The 17,691-nt window shown below is 43.4% G+C and carries 13 protein-coding genes; 1 reads left to right on the top strand and 12 read right to left on the bottom strand.

The window, feature by feature from the left end:
- Nucleotide 1: 1 nt before the first annotated feature.
- Together RM544_RS11905 and RM544_RS11900 are read right to left on the bottom strand one after the other, a co-directional pair.
- Nucleotides 2-1,147: an alpha/beta hydrolase gene (locus RM544_RS11905; RefSeq protein ID WP_311362012.1), complete on the bottom strand. Its 1,146-nt coding sequence runs from the start codon at nt 1,145-1,147 to the stop codon at nt 2-4.
- Nucleotides 1,148-1,303: 156 nt separating this feature from the next.
- On the bottom strand, nt 1,304-2,050 hold the full coding sequence (locus tag RM544_RS11900; RefSeq protein WP_311362011.1) for a glutathione peroxidase: 747 nt from the start codon (nt 2,048-2,050) through the stop codon (nt 1,304-1,306).
- Between the two features lie 179 nt (nt 2,051-2,229).
- On the opposite strand from RM544_RS11900, the gene RM544_RS11895 reads away from it, so the two are divergent.
- Entirely contained in the window at nt 2,230-2,910 is a 681-nt protein-coding gene (locus RM544_RS11895; RefSeq protein WP_311362010.1) for an AAA family ATPase, read from the top strand.
- A 28-nt stretch (nt 2,911-2,938) separates the two neighbouring features.
- Here RM544_RS11895 and prsR read toward each other — a convergent pair whose 3' ends face one another.
- The 10 genes from prsR to RM544_RS11845 all read right to left on the bottom strand — a co-directional run bounded on the left by prsR (nt 2,939) and on the right by RM544_RS11845 (nt 17,645).
- Nucleotides 2,939-4,297 (bottom strand): PEP-CTERM-box response regulator transcription factor, encoded by a 1,359-nt coding sequence (gene prsR, locus RM544_RS11890; RefSeq protein ID WP_311362009.1) that lies wholly within the window; start codon nt 4,295-4,297, stop codon nt 2,939-2,941.
- Nucleotides 4,297-6,348 (bottom strand): XrtA/PEP-CTERM system histidine kinase PrsK, encoded by a 2,052-nt coding sequence (gene prsK, locus RM544_RS11885; RefSeq protein WP_311362008.1) that lies wholly within the window; start codon nt 6,346-6,348, stop codon nt 4,297-4,299. Before prsK ends, prsR begins: the two co-directional genes overlap by 1 nt.
- Before the next feature lie 6 nt (nt 6,349-6,354).
- Nucleotides 6,355-7,479, bottom strand: a complete 1,125-nt coding sequence (locus RM544_RS11880; RefSeq protein WP_311362007.1) for a beta-ketoacyl-ACP synthase III — start codon at nt 7,477-7,479, stop codon at nt 6,355-6,357.
- Between the two features lie 226 nt (nt 7,480-7,705).
- A complete protein-coding gene (locus RM544_RS11875) occupies nt 7,706-9,532 on the bottom strand; it encodes a choice-of-anchor I family protein (protein ID WP_311362006.1) in 1,827 nt (608 codons plus the stop codon).
- Between the two features lie 367 nt (nt 9,533-9,899).
- Nucleotides 9,900-10,811, bottom strand: coding sequence for a hydrogen peroxide-inducible genes activator (locus tag RM544_RS11870; RefSeq protein WP_311362005.1), 912 nt, complete (start codon nt 10,809-10,811; stop codon nt 9,900-9,902).
- 17 nt (nt 10,812-10,828) lie between these two features.
- Nucleotides 10,829-12,097: an inorganic phosphate transporter gene (locus tag RM544_RS11865; RefSeq protein ID WP_311362004.1), complete on the bottom strand. Its 1,269-nt coding sequence runs from the start codon at nt 12,095-12,097 to the stop codon at nt 10,829-10,831.
- A 212-nt stretch (nt 12,098-12,309) separates the two neighbouring features.
- A complete protein-coding gene (phoU, locus tag RM544_RS11860; protein ID WP_311362003.1) occupies nt 12,310-13,023 on the bottom strand; it encodes a phosphate signaling complex protein PhoU in 714 nt (237 codons plus the stop codon).
- 21 nt (nt 13,024-13,044) lie between these two features.
- Nucleotides 13,045-13,851 (bottom strand): phosphate ABC transporter ATP-binding protein PstB, encoded by an 807-nt coding sequence (gene pstB / locus RM544_RS11855; RefSeq protein WP_311362002.1) that lies wholly within the window; start codon nt 13,849-13,851, stop codon nt 13,045-13,047.
- A 40-nt stretch (nt 13,852-13,891) separates the two neighbouring features.
- Nucleotides 13,892-15,442, bottom strand: a complete 1,551-nt coding sequence (gene pstA / locus RM544_RS11850) for a phosphate ABC transporter permease PstA (RefSeq protein WP_311362001.1) — start codon at nt 15,440-15,442, stop codon at nt 13,892-13,894.
- Nucleotides 15,435-17,645: an ABC transporter permease subunit gene (locus RM544_RS11845; protein ID WP_311362000.1), complete on the bottom strand. Its 2,211-nt coding sequence runs from the start codon at nt 17,643-17,645 to the stop codon at nt 15,435-15,437. The genes pstA and RM544_RS11845 overlap by 8 nt, the downstream gene beginning before the upstream one ends.
- Between the last annotated feature and the right edge of the window lie 46 nt (nt 17,646-17,691).

Raw genomic sequence — 17,691 nt, 5'->3', positions numbered from 1 at the left:
TTTACTCGCGCTCTTTTTTCTGCAAGCCCTTCATATAATAATCCAACATTAATGTCATGCTTCCAAATAAGGGGTTTGGCTTCGGTATTGCGCAACGCTCATCCAAGCGGAGTTGACGCTTGTCCACTTTAAAATCAATCATCATAAATGAGGACATGACAAGGTCTTGATGACATGTGTCATAGCTTTTATCAATCGTAAAGACCTGATGATTCCCATTGATTCGCTGAATTAAATCTTCGACGCCACGAAATGGCGTAATGATATCCGCCATAGAATGAGCAACAAATATAGGTTTTGTGTAGTTACCTTCGTCTAATATATCGCGAATTTCAAAAATCACATCTGCGAGGGTAAGACCGGCGTAACCCGCAACATCGGGATAGCGATAAGGATACGGCCCACCTGTTTCAAAATCGCCATCAAACAGTTTTGCCAAAGACTTCATCCCCCATATTCTAGCGAGATTCTCAGCACTATTAGATAGCGCTAGCGCCCCAGAAAAGAGAAGTAATCCGTCTACCTCTTCAGAATGCAGCAGCATATAACGTGTTGCCAATGTGCCACCTGTTGAAAATCCGCCAATAAAGCGCTGTGTTGAATAAGGGTTCACTAGTGCCATGACATCATCCACATGCTGATACCAACGTTGTTTTAATTTTGGATCTTCCATGTCTGCATCAGCAAACTTTTTGCCGTGCCCGGGGGTTAGCGGGACGACAACTGTATAACCTCTAGATTGCAAATGTTCGGCGATGCCGCGCAGGTAAAAAGGGCTATCAGTGAGACCATGGAAAAGTACGACTATCGGCGCCGGTTCAGACGAGCCTCTAACGTACAAAATGTAGGGGGCATTCCCCTCGTTGCGCAGGTGCTCAGAACACACCTTATGTTCTAAAGCTGCAACATTACCCTCACAACCTTGGATGCTGCCTAATTCCTGACGGTAAAGATCGGAAAACCCTTCGAACAAACTGATCGGTATACCTAGGGCGTTTTCTGACCCTTTTTGCATAGCAGAAAAAGCGGGAAGGGAAAAGGCACAACAGACTGTTAAAACCATTAGGTAAGGGAATGCCTGCCAGCCCTTACTTTTTGTTTCGGTACGAGTGTGATACCCAAAGGTGTCGCGTTCCATGACGTTCATACTTGCCTAACTCAATCTGTAAAACCAAAGAATAACGTAATATTGTGACGAAATCTGCAAACATTAGTATCTCTATCTCTTGCTATCATCATCGCTTAGAATATATGTATAAAAAAAGCCCACCGAAGTGAGCTTTCTACAGAGTATCCTGTTGGTTTACGATTGCAGGAAAGCTTCCAAATCGTCACTACCACCAATATGTTTACCGCCAATGAAAACTTGAGGTACGGAATCGCGGCCAGAAATCGCTTTTAATGATGCCAAGGATGCTTGAGTACCTAACACAATCTCTTCATATTCATAGCCAGCATCGCTTAACAATGTTTTCGCTTTCGAGCAGAAAGGGCAGCCTGGTTTGGTAAATAACGACACTTCTTGCGGTGCTTTCGTACCTGGCGCTAAATAAGCTAGCATCGTATCAGCATCGGACACTTCAAAAGGGTCGCCTGGTACATTGGGTTCGATAAACATTTTTTCGACAACGCCATCATTCACCAACATCGAGTAACGCCAACTACGCTTGCCAAAGCCCAAATCATCTTTATCAACGAGCATCTCCATGCCAGCTGTAAACTCACCGTTTCCATCTGGGATCACGGTGATATTTTCGGCTTCTTGGTCTGCTAACCACGCATTCATTACAAAGGTATCATTTACTGACATACAACAGATTTCATCAACACCCAATTTCTTAAACACACCCGCTAGCTGATTGTATCTTGGCAAATGAGTAGACGAACAGGTTGGAGTGAATGCCCCAGGAAGTGAAAATAACACCACCTTCTTTCCTGCAAAGAGTTCTTTAGACGACATACGCTGCCAGTCTTCGCCAACTCTCACTGGCCAAGTAACTTCGGGGACTCTCTTGCCTTCTTGATTAGGTAAAGCGCTTGGTTGTGCCATGTTGTTCCTTAATTTAACGTATTTAGAAGTATGCTTAAATATTAATAGATATTCACAAGATTACTAGCAATAGGAGTAATTTTAATTGGGTTGGGGCAAGTTAGTGAAGATTATACGCTTTAAAGTGGTTTCGCTTACATATATCAGAAGATACTAAATTTAATAATAAAGGTGAGTAAATGATAGTTTTAGTCGGCGGTGAAAAAGGCGGAAGCGGCAAAAGTTGTATTGCACAAAATTTAGCAGCAATGTTGACAGTGGAAGAAAATGCGAGCGTATTAATTGTGGACTGTGATGTTCAAGGTACGACAGTGGACTGGATCCAATCTCGCAACAACAACCCAGATGCAACAACCATCGATTGCGTTCAATTGAATGGCAAAATTCGAAACCAACTTTTGGGATACAGTAGCCAGTATGAATACGTGATCGTCGATTGTGGCGCTCAAGATACCCTTGCTTTGCGATCAACCTTATCCACCGCTGATGTTGCGCTGCTGCCCATGCGTCCAAAAAGACGCGATTTAAAAACCTTATCTCATCTCGATGAAATGGTACACAGTTGTAAAATGGTGAACCAACAACTGTCTGCACATATTGTGTTTACCCAATGCCCCTCACAACCAAACCAACAGTCTAGAGTCAATGAAGCAAAAACAATGGCTGATTTATATGACATCTCTGTCGCTGAACAAATTTTGCATGAAAGGCATATTTATGACGACAGTGAGGAAGGCGGATTGTCGGTTATTGAGAAAGAGCCTAAGGGAAAAGCGGCGGAAGAACTGCGCGCGCTTTTTTCGACACTTGTCAATAAACCAAACAGCGGAATGACGGACAACGTGGTCAGTTTCGCATAGGCCTTAATGTTAGCAGTAACAATTGGGCTTATGCATTGCTCTTAAGATCCTCTAAATGATATTTATCAATCAGTGAGTATAGAGTTGGTCTCGTGACCCCTAAGAGCTCTGCAGTTTTCGAGATATTTTGTTCCGACTGATGGTAAGCACGTCTTATCGCCTTACTTTCAGCTTGTTCTCTGACTTCCCGTAAATTCAGTACTAATGTTTCTTCTTCAGTTTTCTTGGCTAACAGGCTTAGGTCATCGGCGGTGATTACATTACCCTCAGCGAGCACCACAGCCGATTTCAATTTATTCTGTAGCTCGCGTATATTGCCAGGCCATGGATGCGATAGCATGGCTTCTATTGCGTCTTCACTGAAGCCTTTTATCTTGTTGCCATATTCTTCTTTATATTGATTTAAGAAAGTCCGCGCGAGCAACACAACATCTTCATCTCTATCTCGCAATGGCGGAATACTAATAACAATTTCACCCACCCTGTAGAATAGATCTTCTCTAAACGTTTCTTGTTGCACCATATCTTGAAGATTACGGTGCGTTGCACATACAACACGAATATCAACGGGGATTTCACTGCGCCCGCCTACCCTTTCGATAACACGTTCTTGCAGGAAACGAAGCATTTTGGCTTGCAAACCAACTGGCATATCGCCAATTTCGTCAAGGAACAAGGTACCGCCTTGTGCTGTTTCAATTTTACCTAAGGTGGTTTTGTTTGCCCCAGTAAACGCGCCTTTTTCATAACCGAATAACTCACTCTCAAGTAGGTTTTCTGGAATAGAAGCACAATTGATCGCAACAAAGGGTTTGGCTTTACGGTGACTATGTTCGTGAATACTGCGAGCAAACACTTCTTTACCCGTACCACTTTCACCAAGCAGCAGTGCCGATATATCAGTTAAGGCAATTTTTTCAGCCTTGCGACTGATCGACTGAATCGCTTCACTATTTCCAATAATTCGCCCCATTGACGGGTTCGATAAACTCAATAGGTGATTTTCATGCTCTAAGGCGGCTAAATTCAAAGCACGTTTAATCAGAATATTGATAGTTTCTGAATCAATGGGCTTTTGGTAGAAATCATAGGCACCCATGCTGATTGCTTTCAATGCGTTTTCTTTTTCGTTGTTTCCGGTAACCACGATGACTTTAGTGCGTGGCAGCAAGGCCATAATCTCTTGCAGTGTTTTTAAGCCTTCTGATGCATTAGCAGGGTCAGGCGGCAAACCAAGGTCGAGAGTGACAACTGTCGGTTCAAATCGACGCAACTGCACAATAGCCGAAGCTCTATCGTCTGCGAAGACAGTATCAAATTCCGATAATGCCCACTTCAGTTGTTTTTGGATCCCGAGATCGTCGTCGACTACTAGTACTTTGTCCATTACTCTGCCTTGTATTGTTCCATCATGGGTATTCTTAAAGTAAATACCGTTCCTTCATCAGGTGCACTATCAACGTCGATAGTACCGCCGAGCTCTTCAATAAAATTCTTCGCATCGTATGCGCCAATGCCCATTCCCGCATTGCCTTTAGTGGTATCAAAAGGCTTGAACAAGCGAGTATTGATAAAATCTTGGCTCATACCTTGGCCATCGTCAATAATTTTAATGACGGCCCAATGACTCTGTCCGTCAAATTCTTTTTCAATTTCTACCACAACTTTACCACTTTCCGAGGTGGCTTGTTGCGCATTACTCACTAAATGATACATGACATTGCTAAATTTATCGGCATCTATTTCTAGCAACAGTGTGTGTTCGGCCTTCAACATCGGCAAAGGCAGAATGGATTGACAACGTTGGCGAAGTACTTCTTCACTTAGAGCACAAAGGTCAATTTCCCGACTTCGTTGGGTTTCAGCGACTTTCTTCTCTGTTAGCTGTTTCAGCATTTTGTCCATGCGTGACTTGGTGTGCTCTAGCGTCTCGAAAGTATCATCAATAAATTCTGGATTTGATTTATGCTGCTGAGCATTCGCAAGTATCAAATCAATCTGTGCCATGACATTCTTCAAATCATGTAATACAAATGCCGACATCCTACTGAAGGCCGCAAATTGTGCATTCTCGGCCAAGGCATAAGCACCTTCAAATTGCAGAATATAGTTCGCAACTTGCGCTTTTACCGCGTTAATATAATCACGTAGTTCCCAATTGAGAGATTTACCATGTTCATTATCTGCATCAATAATTGCCATCCCCCAGAACTCATCCTGACGAAACAAAGGAATGATGAGCTGAAAACCGAAATGATTCATGAAGTAGTCTTTATCGTCTAATTCCTCATATTGGTGAGGCTTAACACGCAGCTCAGAAATATCGACAATCCACTCTTTATGCTGAAAGTACTGGGTAAGATAAGCTAACTTTCCAAAGTCGAGGTCATTCTCAACGCTAGTGTTAACAGAGGCAACCGCACTTAAGCCAGACTTGCTGTGCTTCAGTAGAACGCCTTTCTCATACTCCATTGCATCTAAGATACCACGCAAAGAGGCTTGATAGACATCATGTAAAGATTGGTCTTGCCCACTAATGCTTTCAGTCAACTTTACCCATTGCACACGATAATCAAACTGGTTTGCATAAAAGTGTTTGGTAATAAAGACTTTTATACGAGTCCTGAAATTATGCGATAAAAACAAGCTGATCAATAAGACCAAAGACACCGCGACTAAGACCAACTGAAGAGGGTAACTCCAAGAGCCACCAAGAAACTTCACCAAATAGCCAATCAAGGCCATAAAGAACAGATAGCCACCAGCAACCAATAAAAGTGTACTGTGCAAGACCACGTCACGGCTAACAAAAATAGCAACACCCCAATAGGATATTCGTCTAATTGCTAGCACTAAGAAAGGTAATAAGCAGAAATAAATATACCCTCGAGCATAAATATAGTTTTCACCAATTTGGTTGATCATGGTCGCGTTAGCATAGGTTACAAAGTCAAATAAACTCATGGAACCTAAGAAAAGTACTAGCGGCTTATACGCCCACTTCTGCTCGCCAGCCTGGCGGTAAACAAGCTCCAGTACAATTAGCATCTGCAGAGCGACAATGGTATGTAATGAGAATTGCCATAAACTAGGCAAAGAAGACGTAATAGCAGCAATCAATGCCGCGGTAGGTAAAACCAAGAGTGACAGCGTAATCGGCCGCAACACGATTTGTTTGAATGAATGGAAGTCAGAACGTAAGCAAGCTGCGAGGAACAGCATCCAAACCCACTGCCGACTAGCATCTGCCGCAAAAAAGTGAGCAATACTCTTTTGCCAACCTAGGCCCCCAATATGGCTAGCCGCCCATAAACAGGTCACTAAACTCGCAGCAATAAGTAAATATTTTGCTATCCCCGACTTTCGCCCTGTCAGTAGGAGCAGTATAAGCGCGAAATATCCGAAGGCAGCTAAGGCATATCCTAAACTTCCAAACATCCGTATTTATCTTTTTTGTACTAATAAACTACCAATTGAATAACCCGCGCCAAATGAACACAGAATACCGAAATCCCCACTAACCAAGTCAGTATTGTAAAGATGAAACGCAATCACAGAACCCGCAGACGCTGTATTAGCATATCGATCGAGCACAATAGGCGCTTCTTCAAGGCTTGCTTCTCTGCCTAGCAAGCGTTTGCTGATCAGCGTGTTCATATTGATATTGGCTTGATGTAACCACCAACGACGCAAATTATCTGGGCCTAGGTCGTGCTTACTCAAATGTTCACGAATATGCTCGGCAGCTAGTGGGCAGACATCTTTGAAAACCTTCCGACCTTCTTGGTGAAAAAGCTTATCGGGTCCATACGGGTCAGTATCATTCGCGTAGTTTAGATAGCCGTGATTTGAACGAATATTACTAGAAAACTGAGTGAATGCTTTTGTACTCAGTACATTATAGGCGTTATCACTTGTGACCGTCTCTTCGGCTTCAAGCACAACAGCGGTAGCCACATCACCAAAAATGAAATGACTGTCACGGTCAGTATAATTAATTTGCGGAGAAACGAGCTCAGGGTTAATCACTAGCACACAGCGAGCCGTTTCAGCTTTTATCATCTCATATGCGCGATGCATACCGAAGGTAGCAGCTGAACAAGCCACCAACATATCAAAGCCAAAACCTTGGATACCTAACTCTGCTTGCACTTCGATAGCAATCGCCGGATAAGAGCGCTGAACATAAGCGCAAGAAACGATGACTGCATCTATATCTTGCGCTGTTTTATTCGCAGCGAGCATGGCTTCCTTTGCTGCGGCAACTGCCATTTCAGCTTGATTAGAGATTTGATCATCGCTTCTTTCTGCAATAATCGGACGCATGCGGTTGATATCTAAAACACCGTTTTTTTCGTATATATAACGGCTTTTAATACCGGATGCTTTTTCTACAAACTCTGCGCTAGAGTGAGGTTTTGCGATGATTGTACCGGCTTCAATCTCAGCCGCATTTTCTTGATTAAATTTATCTGCATATGCATTGTAACTAGCAATCAATTCTTGATTGCTAATGCTGTGCTCCGGCGTAAATAAGCCAGTGCCGCTCAAAACGACGTTTTGTGTCATGTGTGTAGCCTTATTTTTTATTAGAGCGTGTTGCTCTTTGCTGAACCAAGCTTAGCGCTTTATTACAATTTTGTCATTATACGAAAAGCGACGATGAAGAAAAAATAACAGGGCGGTAAAAACATAAAAAGCGCAATCAAATCAATGATTGCGCTTCTTCATTAGATACTCAAGCTAAAATATTGTGACAATATTTCAATAAAGCCTACTATTATTTTTTGTGTGATTAATTTGGTGTCACTTCGTACACACTCACCGTGCCACTCACTTCATTACCAACAATGACTAAGGCTTGACCTGTAGCACTATCGACGGCATCGACAAATAGCAGGCTTTCTGGTGCTAAATCACCAATCCCATCAATTACGGTGCTTCCTTCGGTTAAATCACGGTTAATGACGTAATCAGCGAAGAAAGCGTCAAATGGGTTAGTCACATCATAAACAAAAATGCCGCCCATTCGCTCCGTCCCAACAAAGGCATAGTTACGGTCGCCAATTTGACCCACGGTTAACGCTTCTGGCTCCGGACCTTTGTTCTCTGAGCGAGAATCACCTTCGTTCTCATCATCGCCATTATTGAATTGCGCACCATGGATAGATGCTGTGATTCTCTCAAGGTCATCGCCTGAATCAAACACGACAAGTCCATTTTGATCCCAAATGGTAAATGAACGGCCACCATAGGTGTAGGCTGTTTCATATTCGCCATTGCCGTCGCTGTCGCCTAGGACATTGGTCACTCGCAAATCATTCAAACGCCCATCAGCCTGGAGCGCTTCAAGTGCAGAACCCGCTTCTGCTGTTAAGTCTTCTACTTTCACTTCGTCGCTATATGCTAAACAACCATCATCTGCGTCATATGCCTGGCCATTAGCAGCAGTACACGCCGCTTCGTCAGCTACGTCAAAGAAATACTCTCTCGCATCACCTTCATTAGCGGTCACCAAGAATGTAGCGCCTTTCCAATCATAATTAGCGATTGTATCCGGCATGTACACACCACGTAGGCCTTCATACTGACCAAAGCTAACGGCCGCATTTTCTTGACCATCAAAATCGAGTCCTGACCAGTTTTTGCTGCCAAGGCCAACAACCTGAATGGAAAGGTCTTCAAGATCAAGAATAGCTAGGCCATTGTTTTCTTGCAGAGTGATATAAGCGGTACCATTTTTAGTAGTCACATACTCTGGCTCAAGGTCTTGAGCCACTGTCGTTGTAATCGCGTTGCCATTGATGGTGCGACCATCTGGATTCGGGAAGTGCATGCCTTGCGCTTCTAAAGCAGCTTGGGTGCCATTCAAATCCGTAAATGTGACCGTCTCAGCAGTTTCTTCAGGTTCGCCACTGGCAAGGATATCAATCACTGATATGGTACCTTCAGGGTCAACCGAGTAATCATCATTTGGTTCACCTTCGTTGGCAACAACTAATTTCCCTCCATCCGGAGTGAAAGCGATTGAGTCTGGTAATGCACCAACTTCGACACTATCAAGGAAAGCAGGCGAGCTATTGTCTAAGCCAGTGTAGAAAAGAATGAAACCATTATCTGTCTTATTAGCTGCAGGCATTGCTACGGCGAGTAAGTCATTGGAAATAGCAATGCTGGTCAAACCACCTAAATCCACTCCACTTGCAGTGGTGGGTAATGTGATACTCGATACAGTTAAGTTCACTGAACTGGTTGGGTTAGAGAGTTCAGTTGACGTAATGCTATCAGCCGCAATAATGGCGATTGTATTATTTGCTGAATTGGTCGCGTAAATGGTTTGACTTGCTTTGTGGTATTGCACAATTTCAGCCGAGCCTTGTGCACCCAACGCCGCGCGTGCAACCAATGACATCGATACGCCAGTGGAGGCATCAGTACCATCACTGCCATCTTCACCATCGGCGCCATCTTGACCGTCGTTACCGTCATCGCCCGGATCGCCTTGTGGCCCCTGAGTACCTGTTTCGCCGGTGTCGCCGTCGTCGCCGTCAAGACCACAACCACTTAAAACGAAGCCCAAGGCGATTGCCAAAAGACTGATTTTAAACTTTGACTGTAACATTACTTGTTCCCTCAAATTTTTATTATTTATGATTGTTAGAGTTAACGATTCGTGTCGCCAACCTGATGTGCCTAAATTAACACCATATTAGCCGATTTTCATCGAATTTTTGGATTTATTCTCACTAAATGGTGACAAAATACTGTGACATATTTATGAAAGTCTGGCTTGAAGCATTTTGCTTCAAATAGTAATCAACGAATACTCACCATTAAACGGGCCAGAAAATGTCAACGCAAACCCTTACCTCTGCCTGCTTTCTCAAACTGTGGGGATCGTGTTATGAACCCTATATGTGTTATATCGTGAGAATTGGGCTCGATGAAATGCATTGAACGCAGTAGATATGTACTCTCCCCCCCTTTAACTACCGTATTTCTGCAGCTTGGGGAATCAAGGGAGCAATCACTTTTGCCAAATGTCGAAATAACTGTACACGGGTCGTGCCGCTTCGCCAAACTAAGCCAATATCCCTGAATGCATTATCCTCTGCGGGTAAGCTCACAACATCGGTACCTGCCAGTATATTTTTTTGCAAAGCCATTTCCGGCAAAAAGGTATAACCCATCTCACTGTTCACTAAAGAAACCAGTGTATGCAAACTATTGGCAGTAAGAGAACTCACTTGTTCCTTATGCTTCAAGCCGCAGGCACTTACCGCATGCTCAGTGAGACAGTGCTCTTTCTGCAACAAAAAAATACTATCTTTGGGTAAGGAATCAACGTCTGGCGCAAGCTCTAAACCCATTGCAGTATTTCTATGCGCAATCAAATGAAATGGATCGTGGCCTAACAGTAATTGTCGACAGCCAGGCGTTTGCATTGGTAAAGCTAAAATAAGGAGATTTAGCTCGCCCTCTTCTAGTCTGGCTAGCAAGTTATCCGTAGTATCCTCATGTAACTGTAATGTGATGTCGGGTAAGGACTGGTTAATCGTTCTTATTAGACCTTCGAATAAAAAAGGCGCAATTGTGGGAATAACACCAATTCGTAAAGTCCCCGACTTCCAATCTCCAGCTGATTCGGCGAACTCGATCCACTCATGAGTATGGCTCAGTAAGGCTTTGCTTTTTTCGACTAATGCTTCACCAAAGTCTGTAAACACGAAGTTTTTATGTTCGCGCTCTAGGAGTTGCTGGCCCAAGCTATCTTCGAGGTTTTGTACTGCCGCACTTAAGGTAGATTGGCTGACATTGCACTTATCAGCAGCACGATGAAAGTGCTGCTCTTTATGCAAGACCGTGAGGTAATGTAAATGTTTTAAATTAGGTAATTTCATTTACGCCTTCGATTCCACTATACCCCAAATGCAAATTTTAGGATGAAGAAGAAGATAATTGAGAGTGTCGCACCTGCCGGTAAGGTAACAACCCAAGACACGACTATTGTACGAATTATTTTCATGTTCAATGCGGCAACGCCTTGGACAATACCAACACCCAATACGGCACCCACGAGTGTTTGTGTGGTAGAAATAGGTAAACCTGTGCCAGACGCTATCAATACGGTCGTCGCTGCAGCTAGTTCAGCGGCAAAGCCCTTACTCGGCGTTAGGTGAGTGATACCTTGGCCTATTGTTTTCATTACGCGATGGCCAAACAATGCCAATCCCGCCACAATACCAACACCACCCAGTGGCAAAATCCACCACGCTAGCGGCGAGTTGTCTAAAATCAGACCGTCGTTACTGACGACACTGACAACTGCAGCCAACGGACCGATAGCATTGGCAACATCATTTGAACCATGAGCGAAGGCCATACAACAAGCGGTCAATACCATTAAAATAGCAAAAATTTTCTCTACGCTTGCAGACTGCTCTTCTTGTGTTGACGATGTTTCAACATGTAAACGTCTAATCAAAACCATACCAATAATGCCAACCAAGACACCAATAGCAATGGCTAGCAAATAACCTTGCTCAGTAGGAAGACCAAGTCCAACATGCTTTAAGCCCTTTTTAATGGTAACGAGGGACATAATAAAACCGGCCATACCCATATAAATTGGCACGTACTTTACAGCGTAGATAAGTGGAGTGGCGCGGTCAAAAATGAGCTTTTTAGCACTTAAGAATATGAGTATCGCTATCATGCCCGAGATTGCAGGCGTCACTACCCAACTGCCTACAATACCGCCGACTTTGCTCCACTCTACTGCGTCAGGACTTACGCCAATTGCTGTAAAACCGACAATCGCACCAATAATAGAGTGCGTCGTTGACACTGGCCAACCAAAGTAGGAAGCAACCGCCAACCAGATGCCCGCGGCTAGCAATGACGCAATCATGCCAAGCACTAAGTACTCAGGAATGTTGGTAAAATAGGAGACATCAATGATGCCTTTACGAATAGTTGATGTAACTTCGCCACCGGCAAGATAGGCACCGGCGAACTCGAAAATCATTGCAATGATGATGGCTTGCTTCAAGGTGATTGCTTTGGAGCCTACTGAGGTGCCCATTGCGTTCGCAACGTCATTTGCACCAATACCCCAGGCCATCACAAAACCTACAACAGCGGCCATTACTACAAGTAAAAAGCCGTAACTTTGAATTAAATCCATATTTGTATTTTGCCTAGAGCTGAAAAACGGGTTAGTTCATTGAAAGCATGGAATATGCGCTCCGTGCCTATGAAATGAGCAAAGTGATGATTGCAGAAGAATTGGGTTTTCAAACTTATAATCATGGCCGAGCTTCATTATTGAGACGACAGTATGGTACAACATGAGAGTATGATCGCAATAGCAGAAAAGCAGATTTTTTTATTGGCCGCTTATTTCATGAGCTTTTTTACTGTCTTTTTCATCGAACTATGGCGAACATCTTTACCATAGGTTAAAAATAGTACGTATTCACACAGGTTTTTACAGCGATCACCTATCCTTTCAAGCGAGCGAATAGCCCACAGTACGTCGAACCAAGCCTGCATATCGTGCTTTTGCTCTGACATTTCTTTTGCGGTTTGTTTGAGCAACTCTTTGTGTTTTTTATCAATACTATTGTCTTGCTCATAGACTGCCACCGCTGAACGCTCATCCTGTCTCGCAAAGGCATCAAAGGTACCTCGCATCATAAACACGACTTTTTCAGCGATCATTAACATACCACTGAGCACAATATCTGAAGGAGGAAGACGATCTTTTGTCACTAGTTTTGCAATTCTGCATATTTCATCGCCTATACGCTCTATATCTGTTGTCGCTCGCGACACAGTCATAATCAATCGCAAGTCACTGGCGGTTGGATTACGCTTAGCTATTATCCGCATACACTCATCGTCAATCTGAACTTCCATCGAGTTAATTTTTAGATCGTTCAACAATACCCGTTCAGCCAAACTTGGGTTGTTCTCTCTAACAGCAGTGATGGTGTTGATTAACTGCTGTTCTACCTCACCGCCCATCGTTAACACTGAGTTGGTAAGCTTTTCTAACTCTTGGTTAAACTTGCCGGAGATATGTGTATTTAATTCGATATTGCGTTTCATAGTCTTCTCAGTGAGCGCTTATTATCCGTAACGACCGGTAATGTAATCTTCTGTTTGCTTCTTTTCAGGCATCGTAAACAAGGAGTCACTGTCTGAATACTCTATCAATTCACCTTGATGTAAAAATGCTGAATAGTCCGACACTCGCGCAGCTTGTTGCATGTTATGAGTAACAATAACGACAGTACACGTGCGCTTGAGCTGATTAATAAGCTCTTCTATATGCAAAGTGGTCAACGGATCTAATGCCGATGTTGGTTCATCTAGTAACAACACATCTGGTTGTAAGGCCAAGGCTCGGGCAATAACAAGGCGCTGCTGTTGCCCACCTGAGAGTAATAGGGCCGAATCAAATAAACGATCCTTTACCTCATCCCAAAGCGCTGCATTTCGTAGCGATCGTTCGACGATATCATCTAACGAGCGACGTTCGGTTTTACCCTGAATGCGTAAGCCAAAACAAACGTTCTCATATATGCTCATTGGAAAGGGGTTTGGACGTTGGAAAACCATCCCCACTTGCGTTCGTAACTTAGCAACGTTCTCTTTTTTATTATATATGTTGCGCCCATCCATGTGTACTTCACCCGAGTAGGCATAGTTCTGATTCAGCTCGTTCATGCGGTTGAAACTACTCAGTAAAGTCGACTTGCCACAGCCACTCTGACCAATCATCGCTGTGATTTTATTTTTAGGAATGCGCATATTGATGTTGTTCAGAACGCGACTATTATTCAGCCAAACCGATAGGTCCCTGACATCTAGAGCTGTTTGCTCATCGCTCAACTTATCTAATGAGAGCGTTTCTTTTTCAAATAATTTCAACATGCGTACATCTTAATTCTGATAGTCAATGGGTGCCTTTCCACTATATTCTAAGGTAGCGATCACGTAGTTTGTTACGCACAATTATCGCCGATAAATTTAACACAAAAACAATCAATAGTAAGAGCATACAACTAGCAAACATCATAGAAGAACCCTGTGTATTCGTTTGATTGTGAAATGCGCCGTCATAAACAAAGACACCTAAATGCATAAATTGTCTTTCAAAATGGATAAAAGGAAATTCTCCATCTATCGGTAAGCTTGGCGCAAATTTCACCGCGCCAACCAAAATCAAGGGGGCAACTTCACCGGCCGCTCTTGCAACGGCGAGAATGACACCGGTCATAATACCTGGGCTAGCAATGGGCAATACGGTTTTCCAGATTGTCTCAATTTTTGTTGCTCCAAGTGCATAACTGCCAGAGCGCAGACCTTTTGGCACTCTGCGTAAGCCCTCTTCAGTGGACACGATTACCACGGGCAAGGTTAACAACGCCATGGTAAGTGCAGCCCAAAACAAGCCAGGTGTACCAAAGGTGGGGGAAGGCAAGGCACTACTATAAAATAATTCGTCAATTGAACCGCCCAAAGTATACACAAAGAAGCCTAGACCAAACACGCCATATACTACGGATGGGACACCGGCCATATTGCTAACACAAATACGGATGACCGATGTTGTCTTGTTATTTGGTGCATATTCATGCAAGTAAATGGCAGCCATCGCGCCAAAAGGCGCGACGATGATCGCCATCAATATGACCATCAGTACAGTGCCAAATAGCGCAGGAAATACACCGCCACTGGTGGATGCTTGTTTGGGTGACTCGCTAACAAATGCCACCATTTTTTCCGCAGCGTAGGAAAATTTATCCACCCAAGTCAGTTGATTGGGTTTAAACAAGCGCTCAATGTCTTTCAGATAGAGCGAAAAACGCTGCCCCATAGCATCGGTAAACACAAGTCGATAAGCATTAATTTTTTCATTCAAAATATCAGCTCGACTCTGCCAATAGTCGAAGTCCGCCTGTTCTTTTATGCGTGCTGGTGCATCTTGAGAGACCTGATTTTGGTTTAAGCTTGCAATATTGCGATGCAATTGAATTAAATGATTATTTTGAATACCGCTCAGCTCCTCCTGTAAGAGTTCCACATCAGTCTGCACATCATTCAGCGCATCTAAAGAAAAATAGGTATTTTCATTGGTCGATATGTACTCAAAAAATCCATGCATAGCGGCGCCAGAATACATATTAATTTGATACACATCTTCCACCTTCTCCACTACGACCTGAGGCATGGCTAATGTGGCATTGGCGAACTGAACATCTAGTTTATCAACAATGCTTTGGCTAAAGACGTCAATATCACTAGCACTTCGCACAAAACGACCAGTATCAACAGGCTTTCCTAGTTCAGCGTCACTTTCGTAAGTGGTCACTTTAAACACTTGAGAAGGCCAGAAGTAGGCACTTCCCTTAAGTACAATAAAAAATACTAAACTGAACAAAACAATGAGCAATACAGCAGCACTTAAACCAGTGCCAAAGCTGGTAATATTTTGCTTCTGTTGGGGTGTAAACTTAAGCATAGTTGTACAACAGCCTGAGTCGATTGCGGAGAATTTCAGCCGCTGTATTGACGATAAAGGTAAAAATAAACAAGATACCTGCGGTCAAGAATAGAATATTAAAGTGACTACTATCACTACTGGCTTCCGACAGCTCGATGGCTAAATTCGCTGTCATCGAGCGCAAGCCTTCTAATATGTTCCAATCACTAATAGCTGTATTGCCAGTGACCATAAGCACGATCATCGTCTCGCCAAAGGCACGACCAAAGCCGAGCATAATTGCCGATAGTATGCTGGGAAACGCCACAGCAATAATAACATTTCGCAAGGTCTGCAATTTGGTCGCCCCAAGCGCATATGATGCTTGTTTAATGCTATCCGGGACTTCAAACAAAGCATCTTCGGCCAAAGAATAAATACTGGGTGATATTGCAACGCCAAGTGCAATCGCAACCACTATAGTTGTTTTCGAAATATTCAGTACTTGCGCCGAGTTTGAGCCCGATTCAGCTAAGGCCTCTGTGCCAAACAGCAGCAAACGCCAAACATCACTTAAAGAGAAGCAAAACAATCCAAGTAGAATAACGCCCGAAGCTATAAAGGCTAGCTCCCATTGCTGCCCTACTCTGTCTTTTATCAGATTGCTTATTTTAGTGTGTAACATTGCACTAGATACTAATGCAATTGGAAGTAAAATAAGGAACAAGATAACGGACAAAAGAAACTCTTCAGCTATCGGCACCAACCAAACGGCAGCAATAAAACCAATGACGACTGACGGCACGGCTTCTAACATTTCAATGGCAGGTTTAATATAGTGTCTTATTTTTGGGTCAGCAAAAAAGGACGTATAAACAGCAGCCCCCAGAGCCAAGGGGATAGCCACGAACAATGCTAAAAACGATGCTTTTAAGCTACCAATGATGAGTGGCACAATACTCATTTTGGTCTCGTAATGCGCCGTCGCGCTACTGGTTTGCCAAACAAATTCTGGCGATGCATGACCTTCATACCACACTTCTGCGAATAAGCTTTTGGCTGTGGTAATTCCTTGCAAATCGCGGATAGTAAGCTCGTACACGCGATCTGAAACGACGACATAGACCGACTCATTGAACCAATAGCTTGTATCCGCATTGACGCCCAAGTTTTGTTCACCGAATAATTGATTGGTGACTCGATTCAAAAAGGCATGCGATCGGTCTTCAAAAAAGACCAATGCGGCATTTGAGTTACTATCAAATGCAATACTTGCGATCCGTTTATCCAAGTCTGCTACATCACTCACATTCTCAGTAAAGACAAACTTGCCACCTTGGTTTTGCATCAGCCACTTACTGAATTCGCCTCTTGAATTCAAGGTGAACATTGCTCGTTGACTCGGCGCCATGATTAATTGCTGAATAGGAGCGCGTAATATTTGAAGATCAAGCTGTTGCTTGTCTTTATCATATAAGGTCCAAACGTTCTCATTTATGGTCACCAACTGCCTAGAACGGGATATCAACTGAAAGTGCTGAACATTGTCAAATGTCCGATACTCAAAGCGTTCAGGGTGCAGCTTATCAAACCAATAGGTATGCAATTGAGTCTTATCAAGTGACCCTAGCATCACGTAGTTGTTCGAGATGGAAAGTGAAAACACTTTGCCAAAAGCATGTTCTTTACGCAAAGCGATAGAGCTTTCCAGGGTAAACTCATAGGCAGAACCGGTATATCTCAACTTATATAATTCAAATAGACCACTGGGCGTAATCACTCCGGTATAATCGAAATTACCACTGCTTGGGAAGACAAATTGATGCTGGCAGGAGAAGGGAACTCGCTTCACTTCCTGCAAGCTGCGATATGCAGTCGCTTCAGCGATACGGGCAGCAGACAGAAAAGTCGGTGTCGCTTGCCGTGCATTGGCATAAACAACTAAGTCGCAACTATCTACCGCCAAAGTATGGTAGCCATTGGATAACTCCAACATGCTATGAAAGCTCAGTGTCGTTTCTTGGGGCGCAGAACGAGAGCTGGTCGCTTGGGTATCCGAGATATAAGTTTCACTGAGCGCGGCTTGTGGGGTTTTGAATAAAGGGAAGGCGTTACTAAAAATATGCCAAATAATTAACAAAAAGGTAGCCAAGACAAGCCAGCCAAAAACGGTAACGACTTGTCGAGCAATCCAATCTTTACGAAATCGCTCTTGATTAAATTCTCTTTGTTGATTATTCATTTAGCTTATAAATTTGGGATGAAAACACCGAATGACTTGGCGCTAC

It is taken from the genome of Brumicola blandensis, assembly GCF_031846165.1.
GTDB classification, from domain to species: Bacteria; Pseudomonadota; Gammaproteobacteria; order Enterobacterales; family Alteromonadaceae; genus Glaciecola; species Glaciecola blandensis.
Note: the sequence above shows the minus strand (reverse complement) of the source record. Positions and strands in the feature narration are given on the sequence as shown.